Annotated in this window: 17 protein-coding genes; 14 read left to right on the forward strand and 3 right to left on the reverse strand. The window is 38.5% G+C overall.

Annotated features, from left to right (window positions below; translation table 11 throughout):
* Nucleotides 1-206: 206 nt before the first annotated feature.
* Both Q4489_RS14900 and grxD read right to left on the reverse strand, forming a co-directional pair.
* Nucleotides 207-812, reverse strand: coding sequence for a peroxiredoxin (locus tag Q4489_RS14900; protein WP_074499246.1), 606 nt, complete (start codon nt 810-812; stop codon nt 207-209).
* An 85-nt stretch (nt 813-897) separates the two neighbouring features.
* Entirely contained in the window at nt 898-1,245 is a 348-nt protein-coding gene (grxD, locus tag Q4489_RS14905; RefSeq protein ID WP_303481699.1) for a Grx4 family monothiol glutaredoxin, read from the reverse strand.
* Between the two features lie 260 nt (nt 1,246-1,505).
* On the opposite strand from grxD, the gene Q4489_RS14910 reads away from it, so the two are divergent.
* The 4 genes from Q4489_RS14910 to Q4489_RS14930 all read left to right on the forward strand — a co-directional run bounded on the left by Q4489_RS14910 (nt 1,506) and on the right by Q4489_RS14930 (nt 7,367).
* On the forward strand, nt 1,506-2,087 hold the full coding sequence (locus tag Q4489_RS14910; protein ID WP_303481703.1) for a Fe-Mn family superoxide dismutase: 582 nt from the start codon (nt 1,506-1,508) through the stop codon (nt 2,085-2,087).
* A gap of 502 nt (nt 2,088-2,589) precedes the next feature.
* A complete protein-coding gene (locus Q4489_RS14920) occupies nt 2,590-4,524 on the forward strand; it encodes a PrkA family serine protein kinase (RefSeq protein WP_303481706.1) in 1,935 nt (644 codons plus the stop codon).
* A 25-nt stretch (nt 4,525-4,549) separates the two neighbouring features.
* Nucleotides 4,550-5,827 (forward strand): YeaH/YhbH family protein, encoded by a 1,278-nt coding sequence (locus Q4489_RS14925; RefSeq protein WP_303481709.1) that lies wholly within the window; start codon nt 4,550-4,552, stop codon nt 5,825-5,827.
* Between the two features lie 28 nt (nt 5,828-5,855).
* Nucleotides 5,856-7,367, forward strand: a complete 1,512-nt coding sequence (locus tag Q4489_RS14930) for a SpoVR family protein (RefSeq protein WP_303481712.1) — start codon at nt 5,856-5,858, stop codon at nt 7,365-7,367.
* Nucleotides 7,368-7,411: 44 nt separating this feature from the next.
* Here the strand turns inward: Q4489_RS14930 and fadR are convergent, their stop codons facing one another.
* Nucleotides 7,412-8,122, reverse strand: coding sequence for a fatty acid metabolism transcriptional regulator FadR (gene fadR, locus Q4489_RS14935; protein WP_303481715.1), 711 nt, complete (start codon nt 8,120-8,122; stop codon nt 7,412-7,414).
* A gap of 514 nt (nt 8,123-8,636) precedes the next feature.
* Between fadR and Q4489_RS14940 the strand changes: the two genes are divergently transcribed.
* The 10 genes from Q4489_RS14940 (at nt 8,637) to nhaB (ending at nt 17,856) form a co-directional block, all read left to right on the forward strand.
* The gene (locus Q4489_RS14940; RefSeq protein ID WP_303481718.1) at nt 8,637-9,113 is read left to right on the forward strand and encodes a Na+/H+ antiporter subunit E; all 477 of its coding nucleotides are present in this window, start codon (nt 8,637-8,639) and stop codon (nt 9,111-9,113) included.
* Nucleotides 9,110-9,376 carry an MrpF/PhaF family protein gene (locus Q4489_RS14945; RefSeq protein ID WP_303481721.1) on the forward strand — a complete coding sequence of 89 codons (267 nt, stop codon included), beginning with the start codon at nt 9,110-9,112 and terminating at the stop codon, nt 9,374-9,376. The genes Q4489_RS14940 and Q4489_RS14945 overlap by 4 nt, the downstream gene beginning before the upstream one ends.
* A 23-nt stretch (nt 9,377-9,399) precedes the next feature.
* Nucleotides 9,400-9,726 (forward strand): monovalent cation/H(+) antiporter subunit G, encoded by a 327-nt coding sequence (mnhG, locus tag Q4489_RS14950; RefSeq protein WP_303481724.1) that lies wholly within the window; start codon nt 9,400-9,402, stop codon nt 9,724-9,726.
* On the forward strand, nt 9,726-10,706 hold the full coding sequence (locus Q4489_RS14955) for a DUF4040 domain-containing protein (protein WP_303481727.1): 981 nt from the start codon (nt 9,726-9,728) through the stop codon (nt 10,704-10,706). Before mnhG ends, Q4489_RS14955 begins: the two co-directional genes overlap by 1 nt.
* Complete coding sequence (locus tag Q4489_RS14960) at nt 10,703-11,059, forward strand: cation:proton antiporter subunit C (RefSeq protein WP_303481730.1); 357 nt, start codon at nt 10,703-10,705, stop codon at nt 11,057-11,059. The genes Q4489_RS14955 and Q4489_RS14960 overlap by 4 nt, the downstream gene beginning before the upstream one ends.
* A complete protein-coding gene (locus Q4489_RS14965) occupies nt 11,059-12,564 on the forward strand; it encodes a monovalent cation/H+ antiporter subunit D family protein (protein ID WP_303481733.1) in 1,506 nt (501 codons plus the stop codon). The genes Q4489_RS14960 and Q4489_RS14965 overlap by 1 nt, the downstream gene beginning before the upstream one ends.
* Nucleotides 12,561-14,069, forward strand: a complete 1,509-nt coding sequence (locus Q4489_RS14970) for a monovalent cation/H+ antiporter subunit D family protein (RefSeq protein ID WP_303481734.1) — start codon at nt 12,561-12,563, stop codon at nt 14,067-14,069. The genes Q4489_RS14965 and Q4489_RS14970 overlap by 4 nt, the downstream gene beginning before the upstream one ends.
* Before the next feature lies 1 nt (nt 14,070).
* On the forward strand, nt 14,071-14,328 hold the full coding sequence (locus Q4489_RS14975) for a hypothetical protein (RefSeq protein WP_303481735.1): 258 nt from the start codon (nt 14,071-14,073) through the stop codon (nt 14,326-14,328).
* Complete coding sequence (locus Q4489_RS14980; protein WP_303481736.1) at nt 14,321-16,042, forward strand: Na(+)/H(+) antiporter subunit D; 1,722 nt, start codon at nt 14,321-14,323, stop codon at nt 16,040-16,042. Before Q4489_RS14975 ends, Q4489_RS14980 begins: the two co-directional genes overlap by 8 nt.
* 224 nt (nt 16,043-16,266) lie before the next feature.
* Nucleotides 16,267-17,856 carry a sodium/proton antiporter NhaB gene (gene nhaB, locus Q4489_RS14985; RefSeq protein ID WP_303481739.1) on the forward strand — a complete coding sequence of 530 codons (1,590 nt, stop codon included), beginning with the start codon at nt 16,267-16,269 and terminating at the stop codon, nt 17,854-17,856.
* Nucleotides 17,857-17,963: the final 107 nt, after the last annotated feature.

Below are 17,963 nucleotides of genomic sequence, written 5' to 3' on the forward strand. Positions count from 1 at the left end.
CGTTCGGCACTATCTTATATGATAGATGCATTTGTCTATTTTGCTTAACAGCAATTACATTAAAAAATTACAATAACAACTATTGGTAAACTTAATACTTTAATTCCTAATAGCCTTTAGTTTTTATCTAAATAAGATAACGTAGCTTTTCAAAGGCACAAAAAAACCGACGTTATGCGTCGGTTTTTAAAAAGCGTTAACGCAAATTATAAGTTATCAGCGTTATCCGTTAAGTAAGACGAAACACCTTCTGGTGAAGCAGTCATACCTTTATCACCTTTATTCCAGCCAGCTGGGCATACTTCACCGTGCTCTTGGTGGAATTGTAAAGCATCGATCATACGCAACATTTCGTCAACGTTACGACCTAATGGTAAATCATTCACTACTTGATGACGTACATTGCCTTCTTCATCAATTAAGAATGAGCCACGGAATGCAACACCAGCTTCTGGGTGTTCAACGTCATATGCTTGACAAATCTCATGTTTAACATCAGCAACTAACGTGTATTGAACTGGACCAATACCACCTTCGTTTACTGGGGTATTACGCCATGCATTGTGTGAAAATTGTGAATCAATTGAAACACCAATCACTTCAACACCACGGCTTTTGAATTCTTCAATACGACGATCGAATGCAATAAGCTCTGATGGACAAACAAATGTAAAGTCTAAAGGATAGAAAAATACAACAGCTTTTTTGCCTTTAATTGCTTCTGATAATGTGTAGCTATCTACAATTTCACCGCTACCTAATACTGCTGCTGCCGTAAAATCTGGCGCCGGACGACCCACTAATACACTCATTTTATTCTCCAATGTTATTTATGTATGTTTACTAATACCTCAATAGTATTGAGGCATCAGGAATTAATTCAACCTGTTCTGAAAATTATTTTTCTTCTGATTGTTCATTTGCAGCTGCACGCTCTGCTGCTTCTTTTACTAGAGGTGCTAATTCACCTTGCTGATACATCTCAATAATAATATCGCAACCACCTACTAACTCACCTTCAACCCATAGTTGAGGGAATGTAGGCCAATCGGCATAAATAGGTAATTCACTGCGAATATCAGGATTTTGCAAAATATCAACATAAGCAAACTTTTCACCACAAGACATTAATGCTTGAGACGCTTGAGCTGAGAAACCACAATTTGGTAACTTAGGTGAACCCTTCATGTATAGTAAAATGCTGTTTTCTGAGATTTGCTGTTTAATACGTTCTACTGTATCCATTTTATGCCTCTATCTATTTACGCGAACACAATACATAGTGGAGATTACATTATCATTATTCAATGATGTAACTACTAATAATAAAAATATTTAAATAAAAGCGCTTAGCCTTGATAATTGGGCTAGCAATACCTATATATTTGAGTACACTATGCATAATTAAAAATACCTGAGTATTTTACTCGGATTATTTTAAATTCAAACCACTAATTTATTTTAGGGCAAAATAAATATTTCTAATCAATTCCTGGAGAGTATAAATGGCTATTGAGTTACCAGCATTACCTTACGCGATGGATGCACTTGCTCCACATATTTCACAAGAAACTTTAGAGTATCACTACGGTAAACATCACAATACGTACGTAGTAAAATTAAACGGCTTAATTGAAGGTACTGATTTCGAAGGTAAGTCTTTAGAAGACATAGTTAAAACTTCAGAAGGCGGTGTTTTCAATAACGCAGCACAAATTTGGAATCATACTTTTTACTGGAATAGCTTAAGCCCTAACGGCGGCGGTGAGCCAACAGGCGCACTTGCAGAAGCAATTAATGCAAAGTTTGGTTCATTTGAAGCATTCAAAACGGCTTTTAATGAAAAAGCAGTGAATAACTTTGGTTCAAGCTGGACATGGTTAGTAAAAACAGCTGATGGTGGCGTTGATATTGTAAACACATCTAACGCAGCTACGCCATTAACTGATGACAGCTTAACACCTTTAATGACCGTTGATTTATGGGAACATGCTTACTACATTGACTACCGTAATCTTCGCCCAAGCTATTTAGAAGGCTTTTGGGCATTAATTAACTGGGAATTTGCTTCAGCAAACTTTGCCTAAGTTAACTTAAGTTAATGATAAACCAGCGCACTGTCGCTGGTTTTTTTATCTCTAATTTCACTAGAGCGTGTTGATCTTTGCTGTTTAAGTTTTGTTCAAGGTAAACGCCTTCTGTGCATAGTCATTCTATGGTTAATTCAAGTAACAAAGAGCAGGAGGCGTTTAGTTGAACCCTTCGGGCAGCACCTATTTGGCATTTCTACTATGTTATCGCTTGATTTGAGTAGAATAACTACACGGCACAAGCTCTGCCTTGTATAAATACCAAACAAATTGCTGCAAAAACAAACTTGAAAGATCAACATGCTCTAGTATTATGTAACTTCTACCGATAAATTCTATCATCTTAAAAAATCCGTACTAAGCTTAAAATAGAACTTTAAAAACTCAAGCTTTTAAATGCCTTGGTAAGCATTGCTTCACTAAGTAAACGTACAATAAAGCCCGTTAGCTAATAGCAACTTTGCCACCGCATTCGAGTACATTTTTCGAGGAGACGGTTATGAGCATCTTTAAACATTATCAATCTCGATATGATGAACTTCAGGAAGAAACTTGTTCTGTGCAAGATTTCCTGTCTTTATGTAGAGACAACAAAATGGCGTACGCAAGTGCAGCAGAACGCCTGTTATCAGCCATTGGCGAACCCGAAATGATCGACACAGCCAATGACCCGCGATTATCACGTATTTTCTCAAACCGCGTCATTTCTCGTTACCCTGCCTTTAAAGAGTTTTTTGGCATGGAAGAAGCAATAGAGCAAATCGTTTCCTATCTTAAACATGCCTCTCAAGGGCTTGAAGAAAAGAAACAAATACTGTATTTACTTGGCCCTGTAGGTGGTGGTAAGTCTTCTCTTGCTGAAAAGTTAAAAGCTTTAATGCAGCAAGAACCTATTTATGTACTTAGCGCAAACGGACAACGTAGTCCGGTAAATGATCATCCTTTTTGTTTATTCGATAAAAACGCCGATGGTAAAATTTTACTCGAGGAATATCAGATCCCAGAACGCTACTTAAACACGATTATGTCACCTTGGGTTGCCAAACGTTTGCATGAGTTTAAAGGCGACATAAGCAAATTTGATGTGGTGAAAGCCTATCCTTCAATTCTTGATCAACTTGCAATAGCAAAAACAGAGCCTGGCGATGATAACAACCAAGATATTTCTGCGCTGGTAGGTAAAGTTGATATTCGCCAATTAGAACATTTCGCTCAAAATGACCCTGATGCATACAGTTATTCAGGTGCCTTATGCAGAGCAAACCAAGGGTTAATGGAGTTTGTCGAAATGTTCAAAGCGCCAATAAAAGTATTGCACCCATTACTCACGGCAACCCAAGAAGGAAACTACAACCCTACTGAAGGCTTATCTGCCCTACCTTTCGACGGTATTTTATTAGCTCACTCTAATGAATCTGAATGGCAAACTTTCCGTAATAATAAAAATAACGAAGCATTTTTAGATCGCGTGTATATTGTTAAAGTGCCTTACTGTATGCGGGTGTCTGAAGAAGTTAAAATTTATGAAAAATTGCTAACCAATAGTGAATTATGTCACGCACAATGCGCGCCTGATACCCTAGAAACATTAGCGCAATTTAGTGTGTTATCACGATTAAAAGAGCCTGAAAACTCGAGTATTTTTTCTAAAATGCGCGTGTATGATGGAGAAAGCCTTAAAGACACCGACCCTAAAGCAAAATCTTTTCAAGAGTATCGAGATTATGCAGGCGTAGATGAAGGTATGTCTGGGCTGTCAACACGGTTTGCTTTTAAAATATTATCGCGTGTTTTTAATTTTGATCACGCAGAAGTTGCTGCTAACCCTGTTCATTTATTTTATGTCCTCGAGCAACAAATAGAGCGAGAACAGCTGCCAAAAGAAACCAGTGAACGTTATGTAAATTTTTTAAAAGAATTCCTAACACCACAATATATTGAATTTATTGGTAAAGAGATTCAAACCGCCTATTTAGAGTCTTACTCTGAATACGGACAAAATATCTTTGACCGCTACGTAACTTATGCAGATTTTTGGATACAAGATCAAGAATATCGCGACACCGAAACAGGACAATTATTCGATAGAGAAGCATTAAACAATGAATTAGAGAAAATTGAAAAGCCCGCGGGGATCAGTAACCCGAAAGATTTCCGCAATGAAATAGTTAACTTTGTTTTACGTGCTCGTGCCAATAATAAAGGTAAAAATCCTAATTGGACCAGTTATGAAAAACTGCGCACCGTGATTGAAAAGAAAATGTTTTCAAATACCGAAGATCTACTGCCGGTTATTTCATTCAATGCAAAAACCTCTAATGATGATCAGCAAAAACATGACGACTTTGTCAAGCGTATGATGGCTAAAGGCTATACCAAAAAACAGGTAAGGCTATTATCTGAGTGGTATTTACGTGTAAGAAAAGCTTCATAACTAGCGTTTGGCAGGAGCAGTAATCATGGCAAACTTTATTGACCGACGGTTAAATGGTAAAAATAAAAGTACGGTGAACCGACAACGGTTTATTCGACGCTATAAGTCACAAATAAAAAAATCAGTTGAGCGCGCTATTAATAACCGTGGCGTTACCGACACTGAAAGTGGTGAGAGTATTACCATTCCTCGAAAAGACCTTTCTGAGCCTGTATTTCATCAAGGTAAAGGTGGCGTGCGTGATCGAGTGCACCCAGGAAATGATCAATATAGCGCTGGCGATCGCATTAAACGTCCGCCCCCCCAAAGTGGCCAAGGTTCAGGCCAAGGTAAAGCAAGTAATAGTGGCGAAGGGGAAGACGACTTTGTTTTTTCAATTTCTAAAGACGAGTATTTAAATTTACTGTTTGAAGATCTTGAATTGCCTAACCTGGAAAAAAACCAACTCAATAAATTAATTGATTACAAAACAGTTCGTTCGGGTTACTGTGCTGAAGGTGTGCCAGCAAACATCGACATTGTAAAATCATTACAAGGCTCTGTAGCTCGTCGCATTGCAATGACATCTTCAAAAAGAAAACAATTAAAAGCCTTACAATTAGAACTTGCTGACCTTGAAGCAGACACATTCGATCACGTATCAGAAATAAAAACGGTTAAAAAAGCAATAAACGCCCTCGAAAAGAAAATAGCTGCTGTACCTTTTATCGATACTTTCGATTTACGATTTAGAAATTATGCTCGCCAGCCAATTCCTACCTCAAAAGCCGTGATGTTTTGTTTAATGGATGTTTCTGGTTCTATGGACCAAGCAACTAAAGATATTGCCAAGCGTTTTTACATTTTACTGTATCTGTTTTTAACGCGTACCTATAGCACAATAGAAGTGGTGTATATTCGCCATCACACTCAAGCAAAAGAAGTTGATGAACAAGAGTTTTTTTATTCACAAGAAACTGGCGGCACTATCGCGTCAAGTGCTTTAGAGTTAATGGTAGAAGTGATCAATGACAGATATAACCCAACAGAATGGAATATATATGGGGCGCAAGCATCTGACGGTGACAATTGGGCAGATGATTCACCACATTGCTATCAATTAATGATGGATAAAATTATGCCCGCCTGTCGGTACTTTTCCTATATTGAAATTACCCAGCGAGCGCATCAAACACTGTGGCAGCAATATGAAAAAGTTGCGCAAGCAAAGACACACTTTGCCATGCAACATATCCAAACAGCAGATGATATTTACCCAGTGTTTAGAGAACTCTTTAAGAAAAACACGCAACAAGTAGCGTAATGCTCTGCCCTTTTTGGAGGAAGCTAAAATGGTTAAGAAGAAAATGTTATCTGATGGACCTGACTGGACCTTTGAACTATTAGATCAGTATCAAACAGAAATAGCTCGTGTTGCCAAACATTACAAATTAGACACCTACAAAAATCAAATAGAGGTGATCACCGCTGAGCAAATGATGGATGCTTATGCCAGTGTAGGTATGCCTATAGGCTATAACCATTGGACCTATGGTAAAAAATTTATTCAAACAGAGCAGAACTATAAACGAGGTCAAATGGGGCTCGCTTATGAAATTGTCATCAATTCAGACCCGTGTATTTCTTATCTAATGGAAGAGAATTCAATCACGATGCAAGCACTAGTGATGGCACATGCCTGTTATGGCCATAATAGCTTTTTTAAAGGAAATTACCTGTTTAAATCATGGACTGATGCAAGTTCAATAATCGATTACTTACTCTTTGCAAAAAACTACATTGCTAAATGCGAGCATAAATATGGAATAGATGAGGTGGAATCTTGTTTAGATGCGTGCCATGCACTCATGAATCACGGCGTTGATCGATACAAACGACCACAAAAAATTTCACTCGAAGAAGAGTTTAAGCGTCAAACCGCACGCGAACAATACTTACAGTCTCAAGTGAACACCTTATGGCGCACGTTACCTGCTGACAAACAAATAAAGACTAAACATGCGGATAACTTTCCAAAAGAGCCACAGGAAAACATTTTATATTTCATTGAAAAAAATGCGCCATTACTAAAACCTTGGCAACGTGAAATCGTGCGAATAGTACGAAAAGTATCACAATACTTTTACCCTCAAAAACAAACCCAAGTGATGAACGAAGGCTGGGCATGTTTTTGGCATTACACTATTTTAAACCACTTATATGATGAAGGATTATTGAGCGACCAATTTATGATCGAATTTCTGCACAACCATACCAATGTTGTTGCACAGCCCGATTACAATAGCCCTTATTATTCAGGTATTAATCCATACGCTCTTGGTTTTAATATGTTTATCGATATTAAACGGATCTGTGAAGCCCCCACCGAAGAAGATAAACAATGGTTTCCTGATATTGCGGGCAGCGACTGGTTAGAAACATTGCACTTTGCAATGGAGAATTTCAAAGATGAAAGCTTTATTAGTCAATTTTTATCACCAAAATTGATGCGTGATTTTAAACTTTTCCATATACACGATGATGAAAAAGAAAACTTTGTTGAAATTGCAGCGATACATAACGAATCAGGCTATCAAGCATTAAGAACGTCACTTTCTAATCAATACAACTTAAGTAATATTGAGCCTAATATTCAAGTAATAAACGCAGATGTCAGTGGCGATAGGTCATTAACCCTAAAATACACACCTCACAGTGAAATTCCGCTAGCCGAATCAAGCGAAGAGGTCATGAAACATTTACATTACTTATGGCAATTTGACGTTAAGTTAGTTGAAGAGCATCACGGTGAAGAAAAAGTCATTGCACAATGCCCTGCAGTAGAAAAAGAAAAAGCGAGCTAACTATTCGTTGCTCGCCATTACTATCTTCAATGTTATCAATGCGATTAAGCAGAAAGCTCTTTTAACACATCATCTTTAAGCTCAAGCCACAGTTTTCCTGATTCAACACCATATTTACGCACGGTTAAAACTGAGTCATCAAACTTATTTTCTTTTGCTAGTTCAATAAGTTTATCGTAAAACGCCCTCGAAATTTCTCTACCATTTGGATGAGCAAAATATAAACTACCAATACGAGAATATAAGCCTTTAAAGCCATTTAAAATCAGTAAATATATTGGGTTACCTGAGGCAACAACCAATTCTTTATTGAGTTGGTAATCAAATTCCGCGTAGGCTTCACCAGTATCTTCAATATCTTTATACGCTTCAAGTAATTCAATGGTTTTTTCAGGGTTGTTTCTGATGGCACCACGAACATAAATGGCACTGATATTTGTGCGAGCTGACATTAAATTATCAACTAAGTCAGGAACGCCCTCTTGATCTAATTGTGCAAGTGTTTCAAGTACATTTAAGCTTGACGTATCCCAGAAGTTATTCACTTTTGTTGGTTTACCGTGTTTAATGGTTAACCAACCATCGCGAGCTAATCGCTGTAATACTTCTCTAAGTGTCGTTCTGGTTACTCCAATCAATTCAGAAAGCTCTCTTTCTGCAGGCAAAATTGACCCTGGAGGAAAGCCCCCATTCCAGATGGATTCGACAATATACTGCTCAGCAAACCCTGCCGGACTATGTGCTTTAATAACCATAAGGCTCCACGCAACGACGTTAATTAAAAGTGAACTGATTGTACCAGAAGAATATTTTGGCACAAGAAAATTAGTGACAGTAATAGTTAAGCATCAACATAGCCACCATTTAACACTTAAATTTCAATAGGTTAATTAAATTATCTACAAGCATTAACCACAATTATTTAAACAACCTACAAATAATAACAATGAATCTATTTTACAAACGATACTATTAGACATAAACTGAAAACTCGTATAATTTACAATAACTAATATAAACATTATAACGAGAACCTTCGACGAAATAGCGTTAACCCATACAACATAAATTACTGCTAACAGGTAATATATATCGACATTTGCACACAACACAGTCGAACAAGTTTAAATAACCCTTTAGCAGATTATTTATCAGGTCGCATGTCTACTTTAATAAGCCTGTGCCTTACGTTGTAGTTGAGTTAGCTAATTCAATATAAAAATGATTAGAAGTCCGTTAGGTTTTAGTGGTAACAAAAAGGTCACGATTATGCATCTGTTGAAATGGGCAATATTACTTTTCGGTTTCTGGCTTCTGCTGTCTGGGTATTATCAACCTTTACTACTCACCTTCGGTTTAATATCAGTTGCAATTGTTGTTGTTGTGATTAAACGCATGGATAACGTTGATCAACAAGAAAAGTCTGTGAGCACTGGGTATCGAGTTTTGCGTTACTTCTTATGGTTAATTAGCGAAATCATCCGTTCGAGTCTACAAGTTACCAAGCTTATTTGGGGCCCTTCTAAAAGTGTCTCCCCCTCTTTATCGAAAATAAATGTCAGTAAAGTACCGCATAACTCTCGTGTTTTATATGTGAATTCCATTACGTTAACACCTGGAACACTGAGTGTAGATTTAGAAGGTGATGAATTAACCGTCCACGCGCTGCAAAAAAAATCTATTGAAAGACTCAAGAAAGGTGACATGGAAAATAAATTAAAAATTATTTGGGGAGAAAACGAATGACAACCGTTCTTGCCGCAGTATGTATTACTATTTTAGTGGTCATGGCCTTAGCGTTAGCACGAGCATTTAACGCTGATACCGTTTATGACCGAATCCTCGGTGTTAATATGTTTGGCACTAAAACTGTTTTATTTATTGCCGTTGTTGGCTATCTCATGGGGCGACCTGATTTTTTAGATATCGCCATCGTTTATGCACTGATTAATTTTATTGGTATGGTCGCTGTACTTCGTTTTTTCGAATACACAGCACCTATCGACTAATCATCACCTATAAGGGTTAATTTATGTTATTACTCGACATTGTCAGTGGTGTATTGCTTATCTTTGGGGCTTTTTTTGGACTAAGTGGTGCTGTTGGTCTTTTTAAGTTCCCTGATTTTTTTACGCGGGTTCATGCCGCCAGTGTTACCGACTCTATTGCAGCAATATTGGTACTTAGTGGTCTTATATTGCAGACTAATTTAGATCTGAATACTGCTAAATTATTATTTATTTTAATCTTTTTATTAATCACAAGTCCGACGGCATCTCATGTCCTTGCGAAGTCAGCCCGACATGGCGGTTTACTTTCCATGCCAGAGAAAGAGCAAAAAAAGGAGATTGAGTCTTAATGGAACTATTAATTGATTTAGTCTTACTCGCAATGCTCGCATTAACCGCATTGCGTATTATTTTTCTTAAAGATTTATTCGCGGTTGTCATGCTCTTTAGTATTTACAGCTTTTTGTCTGCGTTAATTTTTATTAACCTTGATGCTGTCGATGTTGCATTTACTGAAGCTGCTGTAGGTGCCGGCATATCAACCGTATTGATGTTAGGTACTATCGCCATAACTGGGCGTACTGAAACACCCCCTACCAAATCAAAACTTTTACCTCTTCTCATTGTTGTTGTTACAGGCGCTGCCCTTATATACGGTACGCTCGATATGCCTCCGTTTGGTCATGCTGATAACCCCGTTCATGAACATGTCGCGCCAAGGTACATTGAAGAGTCTCCAAAAGAAATTGGTTTGCCTAATATGGTGACCTCAGTATTAGCGAGTTATCGTGGCTTTGATACGTTAGGTGAAACAGTCGTTGTCTTTTCTGCGATGATTGGCGTGCTGTCATTGTTAAGGTTAAGAAAACGTGATGCAGATAAAAACCCAGAATCTGGCATTAAAGCACACCGAGTATTACAAGTTATCGCTAAGATTGTCATTCCGATGATCATTTTGTTTGCGCTTTATGTGCAGTTTCATGGTGATTTTGGCCCAGGCGGCGGATTCCAAGCAGGTGTTATTGCGGCCGCAGCATTCATTCTTTATGCATTGGTCTTTGGTTTATCAAATGTCTTTAAAGTGGTTGGTCCTAAGTTTTTGCGAATTCTCGCCGTGTTTGGCGTACTGCTGTACGCTGGCGTTGGCGTATACAGTATGGCAATGGGAGGCAACTTTCTTGATTACAATTATTTAGCTGAAAACCCGTTATCCGGTCAACATTACGGCATTATTCTAATAGAGCTTGGGGTCGGCATAACAGTCTTTGCCGTAATGCTCAGTATTTTTTATGCCTTTGACAGCCAAATTGAGAGGGCAAATATTCAATGAGTTTTATTGCAGATTACTACAATTACTGGATCGTCGTATTCTTGATGATGACAGGATTTTATATTGTTATTTCAGCGAGTAACCTAGTTAAAAAAGTTGTTGGTTTAAACATCTTTCAAACCTCGGTTTTTATGCTTTATATATCAATGGGTAAAGTAAAAGGAGGTACAGCACCTATCTTAACCGAAGGCGCTGCTCAATACTCTAACCCATTACCACATGTACTTATTTTAACCGCCATTGTTGTTGGTGTTGCCACTACCGCAGTCGCACTCTCTCTTATTGTGCGTATTAAAGAAGAATACGGTACGGTTGAAGAAAATGAATTTGAAAAAAAGGATGATGCTATCTGATGATTGAACAACACTTAGCCGCTCTACCTATTATACTGCCTCTGATTGCAGCACCTATTGCGCTTATTTTAGGGCGTTCAATGCTTACATGGGCATTTGCAACGTTAGTGAGTGCTTTATCTTGTATCGCGTCATGGCAGCTGTTGATGACAACACTTTCCGACGGCGCATTAAGTTATGCTTTAGGTGGTTGGCCGCCTCCTTGGGGAATTGAGCTTAACGTTGATGTCACCAATGCGTTTGTTTTATTAGCTGTCAGTGCAATGTCAACTTTAGTACTAATCTATTCAAAAGACAGTATTGAAAAAGAAATCAATGCTTCTAATCATTCGCTTTATTATACAGCGCATTTACTCTGTTTAACCGGTTTATCTGGTATGTTAATTACCGGAGATGCCTTTAACTTATTCGTCTTTTTAGAAATATCATCGCTAGCGACTTATACATTAGTGAGTCTAGCATCTGACCGCCGTTGTTTAACAGCAACCTTTCGTTACTTAGTCATGGGTACCATAGGGGCTACTTTTATTCTCATTGGGGTTGGTATGCTCTATATGAAAACGGGTACGCTTAACATGGCAGATCTTTCAACGAAAATGGCAGCCTTTGAAAGCAATCGTACGTTAAATACAGGGCTTGCATTTATCATGGTAGGAGTTAGTTTAAAACTCGCCCTTTTCCCATTACATATGTGGTTACCTGCAGCTTATACCCATGCGCCATCATCAGTAACAGCTTTTCTTGCAAGTACAGCAACCAAAGTTGCCGTTTACGTGATGATACGCTTCATATTTTCTGTGTTTGGTGCATCACATGTATTCGAAACAATGAGCATGGAAATTATTCTAATGGTATTAGCTATTGTTGCCATTTTTAAATGCTCATATATGGCAACCGTACAAAGTAATGTAAAAACACTACTTGCCTACAGTAGTGTTGCTCAAATAGGTTACATGGTACTTGGTATTAGTTTAGTGAGTGTGCCTGGTCTCATGTCAGGGTTAATTCATATTTTTAATCATGCATTAATGAAAGGCGCATTATTTATGGCGGTAGGTGCAGTGTTCTATCGTATGGGTTCAGTTAACATAGAAGCCTTTAAAGGTTTAGGTAAAAAGATGCCACTTACGATGGCAGCCTTTACTATTGCGGGGTTAAGCATTATAGGTGTGCCTCTAACCGCTGGTTTTGTTAGCAAGTGGTATTTAGTAACCGCTGCGTTAGAACAAGACCTATGGATAGTTGCAGCACTAGTGTTATTGGGCTCTTTATTAGCCGTCGTTTATATAGGCCGCGTATTAGAAGCCGCTTACTTTCAGGAACCGCCGGAGTCTCAAGGTGCTAAAAACATTAAAGAAGTGCCGTGGTTAATGCTTATGCCGATGTGGATACTTGTTTTAGCAAATATTTATTTTGGTATTAATACCGGTTTAACGGTTGAAGCTGCAACAAGTGCATCGCAATGGCTGTTTCAAGGATATAACCCAGCGGGGGTAGCCTTATGAACCTCTGGCAAAATATAGACCCGTCACTACTGATTAGTTTATCAATATTAGTCCCTTTTATTGGATCTTTACTTGTGATTGCAGCAGGTAAACTCCCTAATTTAAGAGAAACAATAACGTTAGTAACGGCGACGGTGCTCTTTACCATAGTACTCGCCATTACCGACCACACCTTCCAAGGAGTGGTATTACAGCAACACGTTATTGACTTGTTTCCGGGGTTAGCAATCAGTTTCACCGTAGAACCTCTTGGCGTACTGTTTGCCCTAGTAGCCAGCTTTCTTTGGATCGTCACCAGCATTTATGCCATCGGTTATATGCGTGGCCACAACGAAAATAATCAAACGCGATTTTTTTGCTGTTTCGCCTTGGCAATCAGTTCCGTAATGGCTATTTGTTTTTCTGGAAACTTGTTAACACTCTTTATTTTCTACGAAGTATTAACCTTATCAACCTATCCACTGGTAACTCATGCTGGCAATGACGCAGCCAAACGAGGCGGACGCATTTATTTAGGCATTCTGTTAAGTACATCAATTTTATTTTTACTTTTTGCCGTCATAGGCACATATGCTTTAACGGGTAATTTAACCTTCCAAGCTGGTGGAGTTTTTGATAGCTCGCATAGCAAAATGATAATGGCTATTTTATTAGTGTTATTTTGCTACGGCATTGGTAAGGCCGCAATTATGCCGTTCCATCGTTGGTTACCTGCAGCAATGGTGGCACCAACACCTGTCAGTGCATTATTGCATGCTGTTGCAGTAGTAAAAGCTGGCGTCTTCAGCCTGTTAAAAATCGTCATTTATATCTTTGGTTTAGACAACCTTAAAGAGTTGGCGACCACTGATATAATGCTCTATATTGGCGCCGCCACTATTTTACTTTCTTCATGTATCGCCATGACTAAAGATAATTTAAAGGCGAGGTTAGCCTACTCAACTGTTAGTCAACTAAGCTATATTGTTGTTGGTGCTTTATTAGCCTCTTCTATAGCAAGCGCAGGTGCTGCGCTGCACATTGCAACACACGCAGTTGGTAAAATTACACTATTCTTTTGTGCTGGTGCCATTATGGTTGCATGCCACAAAAAAAATATCTCAGAAATGGCTGGTTTGGGCAAGAAAATGCCCATTACTATGGCCGCGTTTGCCATAGGTGCAATTAGTATTATTGGCTTACCGCCAATGGCTGGTACGTGGAGTAAATGGTATTTAACCATTGGTGCATTAGAATCAGATAAGCTATTAATTGTTGCTACCTTGATGATCAGTTCTTTGCTTAATATAGCGTATTTATTACCTATACCTATCAAGGCATTTTTTGATAAAACAAGTACTGATACCCAACCCTGGAGTTGGCAGCAAACACAAGAAGCGCCTTTACCCATGTTAATTGCTATTTCGGTGACATCTATAGGTTGTATTGTACTATTTTTCTATCCTCAGCCCTTGATTGATTTAATCAATCTTATTCCGGGCGTTGCTACAAATGGAGAAGGTTAAAATGGCTGAGCAAAACCATGAACAAAGTGGCTTCTTCGATAAGCCTGAAAACATTCGTAAAATGTTAAGAGTTTTTTATGTTATTTGCGCTTTACTCGTGATTGTTGATCTTGTCGTTAACCGCCATATTTACCATGATTGGGAAAACATACCTGCATTTTATGCTATTTATGGCTTTGTTGGCTGTGTCGTTTTGGTATTGATCGCCACGGAAATGAGAAAGTTTTTAATGCGTAAGGAAGATTATTACGATGAATAACTTAATTCTGCTTCCGCCCTTTTTACCGCTATTATTCGGGGCGCTAGCCGCTTTGTTTTTGCGTGGTTGGTTACGAAACACGGTCATGTTGATCGTACCTATTATTGGTGCGTTAAATATTTATGGTTTAGATACTGGTGTATTTTGGTCATTAGAATTTATGGGCTATACCTTAGAACCCGTAAAGGTCGATAAGCTCAGTTTAATGTTTGGCTATCTTTTTCATATTGCTTCGTTTATCGCTATTGTTTACGCGATACATATTAAAGATACCCTGCAACATGTTGCAGCATTAGCCTATGCAGCAAGTGCTGTTGGTGCTGTATTTGCCGGAGACTTATTAACCCTTTTTGTCTTTTGGGAATTACTCGCACTTACCTCAGTATTTTTAATTTGGGCCAGAAGAACGGATAAAGCTTACGCTTCGGGTTTACGATATTTAATTATTCAAGTGCTCTCAGGGGTTATGTTGCTTGCTGGGCTACTTATTTACGCTCAAGTCAATAATAGTTTGTTATTTACTGAGATTGGTTTGGAACATCAAGGCATTGCACAAATCGGCGCTTGGTTAATCTTTTTAGCCTTCGGTATTAAATGTGCTTTTCCGTTTTTCCACAACTGGTTAACAGATGCTTACCCGGAAGCAACACCAACAGGGACGATATTCTTAGCCTCTTTTACGACAAAAGTTGCAGTCTATGCTTTTGCTCGCGGCTACCCTGGTACTGAATTACTTGTTTGGATTGGTGTCACTATGGCATGTTTTCCAATTTTCTTTGCTGTAATAGAAAATGATCTAAGGCGCGTACTTGCGTACAGTTTAATTAACCAAATTGGCTTTATGATAGTCGGTATAGGTATTGGTACAGCGGTCGCGTTAAACGGTGCTGTTGCACATGCTTTCAATGACGTTATCTTTAAAGGTTTGTTAATGATGACGATGGGGGCTGTCTTACATATGACAGGGAAAATAAATGGTTCCGAATTAGGAGGCTTATATAAAAGCATGCCTAAAACGACCATTCTCTGTATTGTCGGCGCTGCCTCTATTTCAGCCTTCCCGCTTTTTAGTGGCTTTGTCTCTAAATCGATGATCATGAGTGCGGCAGTTGCTGAAGGCTACGATGTCGTTTGGTTATTATTATTGTTTGCTGCAGCTGGTGTATTCCATCATGCAGGGATCAAAATTCCTTATTTTGCTTTCTTTGCCCATGATTCTGGTATCAGAACCACAGAGCCACCTCGGAATATGCTAATTGCCATGACTTTAGCAGCCGTAGCTTGTGTTGTTATTGGTTCATTCCCTGCACAAACGGTTTATGCATTGCTACCGTGGGAAGCAAGCTACCAACCGTATGACTTAACGCATGTATTAACGCAATTACAATTGTTGTTTTTCTCTGCACTTGCTTTTGTTTGGCTTAACCAACGAAACATGTACCCACCTGAGTTACCATCAACAAACTTAGATGCAGATTGGTTTTACCGTAAATTGGCACCGAATGTAATAAAACGAGTTGCCAGTGCAGTCAACCACAGCTATCAACGTGCTGAACTTGCTGTAGTCATGTCAATTAAGCATATAATACAGCGTTCATACGATGCAGATAAAGACGAACCTAGAGGCTACTTTGCTCGATTTTGGCTTACTGATACGATGGTAGTTTGGGTGGCAATTTTACTTGTTGCCTATTTATTGTTGTATTACATCTAGCGTAATAGCGCAATTTAATACCAGTTCATTTGATAAAGCTCCTACATTATAGGAGCTTTATTTTTTTAGCCTATAGTATCGCTCTTCTCTCGATAAAAGATTACAGATTGGCACTTGCCTACGAATAGAATTAGTTTAGATGAAAATAGTCTTTGCAACCACTATATGACCCTGTTATAAATCTGCCGATTTTTTAGCTAACCTAGAAAAAAGGCTCTTCCGAGATGAACCAATCAGCCATTAGTGCGTTTTACCAAAACTTTTTAGGGAACTCCCCTAGATGGTATAAGCAAGCCATTATTGCTTGTCTTATTATCAATCCAATATTATTCCAAATTAGTCCTTACCTTGCTGGTTGGGCCCTAGTTCTTGAATTTATCTTCACACTTGCTATGGCGCTAAAGTGTTACCCACTACAACCGGGTGGCTTACTGGCTATTGAAGCCGTTGTTATTGGCATGACAAGCCCTGAACAAGTCATGCATGAAATCCAAGCGAACATTGAAGTATTACTGCTATTAATTTTTATGGTGGCAGGCATCTATTTCATGAAGAATTTATTGCTATTTCTCTTCGCTAAAATTGTTACCAAGATTCGCTCTAAAACAATCGTTTCTTTATTGTTTTGCGTAAGCAGTGCTTTCTTATCAGCATTTTTAGATGCTTTAACCGTGATTGCCGTTATTATTGCAGTAGCAGTTGGTTTTTACGCGGTTTACCACAAAGTAGCATCTGGGAAGGATAATCACCAACACGATCATGATCATACTTGTGACCAAGGTGTTCAAGAACCCTCACGTCTTGATTTAGACAATTTTCGCGCATATTTACGAAATTTAATGATGCATGCAGGTGTTGGCACTGCTCTTGGCGGCGTCTGCACCATTGTTGGTGAACCACAAAATTTAATTATTGGTCAACAAGCGGGATGGGATTTCATTGAGTTTTTCATTCGCATGTCTCCGGTAACAATTCCTGTTTTTATCTCAGGTATCATTACCTGCATTTTGCTTGAAAAGCTAAAGTGGTTCGGTTATGGCTCAACGTTACCTGAAAGTGTGCGTCAAATTTTAATCGACTATGAAAAAACTCAATCTAAAAAACGCACCAAGAAAGATAAAGTAAAATTAATCATGCAAGGTGTTGTCGGTATTTGGTTAATTGTGGGTTTAGCTTTGCACCTTGCCGCTGTGGGTTTAATTGGCTTAACCGTTATTATTTTTGCTACCTCTTTTACCGGGATCACTGAAGAACACCAAATTGGTCATGCTTTTGAAGAAGCACTCCCCTTTACTGCCCTTTTAGCCGTATTTTTTGCCATCGTTGCCGTTATTATAGACCAACAACTCTTTACGCCAGTTATCACTTGGGTATTAACGTTCGAAGGTAATATGCAATTAGTGATGTTCTATTTAGCAAATGGCTTTTTATCAATGGTGAGTGATAACGTGTTTGTTGGAACTGTTTACATCACTGAAGTACAAAAAGCCCTGTCAGCTGGGGTGATCACCCGTGATCAATTTGATTTATTAGCAGTGGCTATTAATACCGGTACAAACTTACCGAGTGTTGCAACGCCTAATGGACAAGCAGCATTTTTATTCCTACTGACTTCTGCAATAGCGCCACTTATTAGGTTATCTTACGGCCGTATGGTAATCATGGCATTTCCATACACAATTGTGTTGACCATCGTTGGTTTATTAGCTATTTCAAGTGGTTTATTAGAAGGGAAAACTCAAGAATTTTATGATGCAGGCTTAATATCGCATCATGTTGCTGACAATAGTAAAGCAACTTCAAGCGCACATTAACTGTGAAAAGCGCCGAAAGGCGCTTTTTTATTAACTATTTACAATTTGCTTGATGACAATAAATTCGCTTAAAGGTAATCTAGCGTTCAAAAAACAATAAGGAATAC

Origin of the sequence: Thalassotalea sp. 1_MG-2023 (assembly GCF_030546745.1) — a bacterium.
Classification (GTDB): Bacteria; Pseudomonadota; Gammaproteobacteria; order Enterobacterales; family Alteromonadaceae; genus Thalassotalea_C.

Excerpts from the sequence above, each read along its gene's own strand:
- Q4489_RS14900 (WP_074499246.1), bottom strand. The coding sequence starts at position 812 with ATGAGTGTATTAGTGGGTCGTCCGGCGCCAGATTTTACGGCAGCAGCA.
- grxD (WP_303481699.1), bottom strand. The coding sequence starts at position 1,245 with ATGGATACAGTAGAACGTATTAAACAGCAAATCTCAGAAAACAGCATT.
- Q4489_RS14910 (WP_303481703.1), top strand. The coding sequence starts at position 1,506 with ATGGCTATTGAGTTACCAGCATTACCTTACGCGATGGATGCACTTGCT.
- Q4489_RS14920 (WP_303481706.1), top strand. The coding sequence starts at position 2,590 with ATGAGCATCTTTAAACATTATCAATCTCGATATGATGAACTTCAGGAA.
- Q4489_RS14925 (WP_303481709.1), top strand. The coding sequence starts at position 4,550 with ATGGCAAACTTTATTGACCGACGGTTAAATGGTAAAAATAAAAGTACG.
- Q4489_RS14930 (WP_303481712.1), top strand. The coding sequence starts at position 5,856 with ATGGTTAAGAAGAAAATGTTATCTGATGGACCTGACTGGACCTTTGAA.
- fadR (WP_303481715.1), bottom strand. The coding sequence starts at position 8,122 with ATGGTTATTAAAGCACATAGTCCGGCAGGGTTTGCTGAGCAGTATATT.
- Q4489_RS14940 (WP_303481718.1), top strand. The coding sequence starts at position 8,637 with ATGCATCTGTTGAAATGGGCAATATTACTTTTCGGTTTCTGGCTTCTG.
- Q4489_RS14945 (WP_303481721.1), top strand. The coding sequence starts at position 9,110 with ATGACAACCGTTCTTGCCGCAGTATGTATTACTATTTTAGTGGTCATG.
- mnhG (WP_303481724.1), top strand. The coding sequence starts at position 9,400 with ATGTTATTACTCGACATTGTCAGTGGTGTATTGCTTATCTTTGGGGCT.
- Q4489_RS14955 (WP_303481727.1), top strand. The coding sequence starts at position 9,726 with ATGGAACTATTAATTGATTTAGTCTTACTCGCAATGCTCGCATTAACC.
- Q4489_RS14960 (WP_303481730.1), top strand. The coding sequence starts at position 10,703 with ATGAGTTTTATTGCAGATTACTACAATTACTGGATCGTCGTATTCTTG.
- Q4489_RS14965 (WP_303481733.1), top strand. The coding sequence starts at position 11,059 with ATGATTGAACAACACTTAGCCGCTCTACCTATTATACTGCCTCTGATT.
- Q4489_RS14970 (WP_303481734.1), top strand. The coding sequence starts at position 12,561 with ATGAACCTCTGGCAAAATATAGACCCGTCACTACTGATTAGTTTATCA.
- Q4489_RS14975 (WP_303481735.1), top strand. The coding sequence starts at position 14,071 with ATGGCTGAGCAAAACCATGAACAAAGTGGCTTCTTCGATAAGCCTGAA.
- Q4489_RS14980 (WP_303481736.1), top strand. The coding sequence starts at position 14,321 with ATGAATAACTTAATTCTGCTTCCGCCCTTTTTACCGCTATTATTCGGG.
- nhaB (WP_303481739.1), top strand. The coding sequence starts at position 16,267 with ATGAACCAATCAGCCATTAGTGCGTTTTACCAAAACTTTTTAGGGAAC.